The sequence below is a fragment of the Vicinamibacteria bacterium genome (assembly GCA_035620555.1).
GTDB lineage: Bacteria > Acidobacteriota > Vicinamibacteria > Marinacidobacterales > SMYC01 > DASPGQ01.
Window position 1 is genome coordinate 1 of the sequence record DASPGQ010000680.1, and the last position, 3,542, is coordinate 3,542.

At 61.3% G+C, this 3,542-nt stretch carries 6 protein-coding genes; 3 read left to right on the forward strand and 3 right to left on the reverse strand.

Annotated features, from left to right (window positions below):
• Window positions 1–87: 87 nt before the first annotated feature.
• Together VEK15_27510 and VEK15_27515 are read right to left on the reverse strand one after the other, a co-directional pair.
• A complete protein-coding gene (locus VEK15_27510; GenBank protein HXV64476.1) occupies window positions 88–480 on the reverse strand; it encodes a hypothetical protein in 393 nt (130 codons plus the stop codon).
• A 44-nt stretch (window positions 481–524) separates the two neighbouring features.
• The gene (locus tag VEK15_27515) at window positions 525–1,763 is read right to left on the reverse strand and encodes a M20/M25/M40 family metallo-hydrolase (GenBank protein HXV64477.1); all 1,239 of its coding nucleotides are present in this window, start codon (window positions 1,761–1,763) and stop codon (window positions 525–527) included.
• A 168-nt stretch (window positions 1,764–1,931) separates the two neighbouring features.
• On the opposite strand from VEK15_27515, the gene VEK15_27520 reads away from it, so the two are divergent.
• Window positions 1,932–2,246 carry a DUF962 domain-containing protein gene (locus VEK15_27520; GenBank protein HXV64478.1) on the forward strand — a complete coding sequence of 105 codons (315 nt, stop codon included), beginning with the start codon at window positions 1,932–1,934 and terminating at the stop codon, window positions 2,244–2,246.
• Between the two features lie 19 nt (window positions 2,247–2,265).
• Here VEK15_27520 and VEK15_27525 read toward each other — a convergent pair whose 3' ends face one another.
• Window positions 2,266–2,619, reverse strand: coding sequence for a hypothetical protein (locus tag VEK15_27525; protein ID HXV64479.1), 354 nt, complete (start codon window positions 2,617–2,619; stop codon window positions 2,266–2,268).
• Between the two features lie 216 nt (window positions 2,620–2,835).
• Between VEK15_27525 and VEK15_27530 the strand changes: the two genes are divergently transcribed.
• Window positions 2,836–3,195 (forward strand): hypothetical protein, encoded by a 360-nt coding sequence (locus VEK15_27530; protein HXV64480.1) that lies wholly within the window; start codon window positions 2,836–2,838, stop codon window positions 3,193–3,195.
• A 158-nt stretch (window positions 3,196–3,353) separates the two neighbouring features.
• Window positions 3,354–3,542, forward strand: a 189-nt coding sequence (locus tag VEK15_27535) for a GNAT family N-acetyltransferase (protein HXV64481.1), incomplete at its 3' end; no start/stop codon positions are given.

Genomic DNA, 3,542 nt, shown 5'->3' on the forward strand with positions numbered 1-3,542 from the left:
GTCAGTTCCCTTGCGCGGGAGTGTACGCGGTGATCGAATCGCCGGGTAAGACGCGACTCGGTGACCGGGTCGCTCTTTCCTGAAGCGTCATCTGGCCTTCGCGGCCCGATAGTTCCTGATGTATCGGTGGCAATGGACGCACTCGAGGGTGATGTCCAAATAAGCCAGCGCGGCTGCGTCACCATTGCTCTCACGAGCGGCATCGAGCAACCGCTCCGTCGCTCCAACGAAGGCGTCGCTCGCACGGGTGTACTCGGGCGTATCGACGACACGCCAATCCGCCGTCTCCGCGACCGCTCTCAGGCGGAAGGCCTGATCCCGGATGGCTTCGAAATCGTCCTGAACGACGGCATCGAGGAGCCGATGCGCATAGCCCGCTTTGGCTTCCATGAGCTTTCTGGTGGGCCCTTCCTGACCGCTCGAGAAGGCGAGAACCGCAGCTACCGTGAGACCCGCGGACGACAAAAGGCCGGTGTTCATACGTGATTCCTATTCTACTCCTCGCCGGATCCCCCAGGAGGCGATCATCGGGAGATGCTCGCACCCGTGAGCTTGGCGATGGCTGCCAGGGTGGTCTGCCCCGCGTTGAGGCCAAGGCGGAAGTCGTCGTCCGTGAACGTCGAATAGAGATCCGTCGGTTGGTGCCAGTGCGGATCCCAACCGGCTCCTATCTGGGCGCCGCGCTCGTTCTCTCGCAGACTGATCGAAGGCACGATGTCCATGAACGGAGTCGAGTCCGTGTTGGTCATGTGAGGGCCTACCGTCGCAGAGTAGTCGGTCGCGTACTCGTCGTTAGCGGCCTTGAAAAAGAACGCGAGATCTCGCGCTTCGTCGGCGAGCTCTGCCGTGGATTGAAACTCGATGTTCACGTCGGCCTCGGCTCGCTGATCGCGGCTGACGGTGCCGTCGGCGCGTGGAGCCCCGTGATCGAAGAGCATCATGTCGTGCTGGATCATGCCGAGCCATCTCGGCTCGGGATAGCGACCCGACCCGAGGGGGTCCTCTTTTCCCTGAAGCTCGCGACGCTGTTCGACGTAGGCCCTCGAGCCGTTGAGACCCGTTTCCTCGTTGTTCCAGAGGATGAACCGAATCGAGCGCTCGGTCTCGACGTCGGGAGCATTGAAAACGCGCGCCAGCTCCATCACCAGAGCCGTCCCCGAGCCATCGTCGTTCGCCGCTTCGCCCCAGCCGTGACCGTCCATATGTGCCCCGATGATGTACATCTCGTCGGGATGCGTCGTCCCCACCTTGGTGCAATACACCTGCTGGCGCGGCCCGTTGGTCGCGGGCTCTCGGTTCAGCTCGCGTAGGGTCTCGTCCGGCTGCGCCATGGGGTCGGTATTCACCCCGGTTCGCGCCCGATACCCGAAAATCGAGCTGCCGCCCGGACCCGAGCCGTTTCGCCCGATACGCCCACCAGTCGGAGTGCCACCCGACGGGTTCAATTCGTCGCTCGCTCGCCGTCGCGAGTCACGAGGAGGAGGATCGTAGACGTAATCGATCCGCTCGGTCGTCGTGCATCCGACGGCTTTCAGTCGTTCTTCAATCCAGTCGATCGCGTCCCGATTGCGTTTCGTGCCCTGGCGGCGGTCGCCAAACTTCGTCAGACCCTCGAGCGTAGCCTTGAAGCGCTCGAGATCCAGACGGCTCACGAGAGTCCTCACGTCGTCGTCTTCGATCTCGGTCTGCGGCGTGCCCCGAGCCGTCGCGCAGATACCCACGGCGAATGCAGCGAACGTCAACATCCGGCATCTCGATAGCATTCCTGCTCCTCCGTTACGTCAGGTGAGAAGAAACGAGCGAAGGACTCGACGCTCGCACAGGAGTTGTATGTAGCGCACCTCTCGGTGTCGGTCAAACGTGGGAATCGAAGGCGCCCGTTGCCCGATGGATGCTCGAGATCGCATAGGATCCGGCTCTGGAGCGTCGAGATGACTGAACCGATAATTCAATTCCAGAGTTTTCGAGAATTCTATCCTTTCTACCTCTCCCAGCACCGAACGCGAGGCTGTCGGCGCCTGCATTTCGTGGGCACCGCTTCCGTCCTTCTCGCCCTCGCTTACGTCGCCGCGACGGCCAGCTGGCCGATCCTGTGGGTGCTCCCGCTTCTCGGCTACGGCTTCGCATGGGCGGGGCATTTCTTCTTCGAGAAGAACCGTCCCGCCACGTTTCGCTATCCTCTCTACAGTCTGATGGGCGACTTCGTGATGTTCGGCCAGGTCTTGAGGGGAAAACTCGCCTTCTGATGCATTCGACCCATTTGATTTACGGCGAGATAGGCTCGAGCGTTTCGACGTCGACCTCGACGTCACCAAACTCGCCTGTCACGCTCACGAGATGATGGTCCTTCTTCGTCGTTTCACGGAAGTACTTCAACGCGATCTGGTCTCCGTCGTCATCGAACTCGAAGAATTCTCCATCGACCCAAAGCCCGTAGCCGGTCACGACGCATTCCAGCTCGAGAGCACACTCGGTCGTGTGAACCTCCGGCCCGCCTTCCGCTTCGCGAGACTTGCAGGCAGTGGGCATGACGTACCCCTCACGGGACTCCAGCTCCGCGGGGACGGCCAGAGTCGTTTCATGGATAACGACGAGAGCGAAGACCATTGCGATTCTCATATGGGCCTCCTGTAGACATTCGACATTATAACCGGGTCCGAAGCTTCTCACAAGGCAGGATGATGAGAGACTCGGCCTGCCCGCCGGAGAGTTGACGCGCCGTAAGCAGAACGAGCAGTGGATAGGGATCGTTTGGTAAAATAGAGGTCAAGAAACATCCCCCACAGCTTCGGGTCAAGCTCCATCCCCCTGGAGATAGCTCTTTGGGAGGTCGACATGCGAATCGGGGGAGCGCTCACCGCTGCGTTGGGCTTGGTGGTCGGCTACGGGGCTCCATCCGCGGGGCATTCCAGCGCCGCAGAGGCGCAGAAGCACCTGCGTCGCGCCTGCGAGATCGTCTGGGCAAACGCGGAACCCTCGGAGATCGAGCAGTGCACAAAACGAGCCATGGCAGCTCTGGGGCACGACGACCTTCTCCGCGACAACGAGCTCAAGCGGTTGCTCATCGATTCCGACCGGGAGCTCGAATCGTGCAGAGAGTCGTTGGATCAGGCCAGGGACGAGCTCGCGAGGCTCAAATCCTCGCATTCTTCGAAGACCACGACTTCCGAGCGTCTTGGCCATCCGAACCCATGAAATCCTTTAGCAGGGTGATGATGAACTCAGCCCACCCTGCGCGAGCGGAGCGAGCCCGGCGCGCTGGCCGCGCCGTAAGCAGCCCGAGCCGTGGCGGCACGATCGATCACGGGTCCCGCCACGGCACTGAGCACTAGAGCGAACACCAGCATTCTTCCATGAGCTACGAGAAACGCCTCGACAGCGGTATCGTCGTTTGCTCCACCCTCCCGCGGCACGCGCGTGCTCTCGAGAGGCTCCAGCTTCTCGTCTTTCCAACTCTGGACGACTCGGAACGTTTCAAGGAAGCTCATTATCGCAAGCACGTCGAGATTTTTCCCGAGGGGCAGTTCGTGGCCCTCGATGGA

Bases quoted from the DNA above. Each gene is read 5' to 3' on its own strand.
- VEK15_27510 (HXV64476.1), bottom strand. From the start codon at position 480: ATGAACACCGGCCTTTTGTCGTCCGCGGGTCTCACGGTAGCTGCGGTT.
- VEK15_27515 (HXV64477.1), bottom strand. From the start codon at position 1,763: ATGCTATCGAGATGCCGGATGTTGACGTTCGCTGCATTCGCCGTGGGT.
- VEK15_27520 (HXV64478.1), top strand. From the start codon at position 1,932: ATGACTGAACCGATAATTCAATTCCAGAGTTTTCGAGAATTCTATCCT.
- VEK15_27525 (HXV64479.1), bottom strand. From the start codon at position 2,619: ATGAGAATCGCAATGGTCTTCGCTCTCGTCGTTATCCATGAAACGACT.
- VEK15_27530 (HXV64480.1), top strand. From the start codon at position 2,836: ATGCGAATCGGGGGAGCGCTCACCGCTGCGTTGGGCTTGGTGGTCGGC.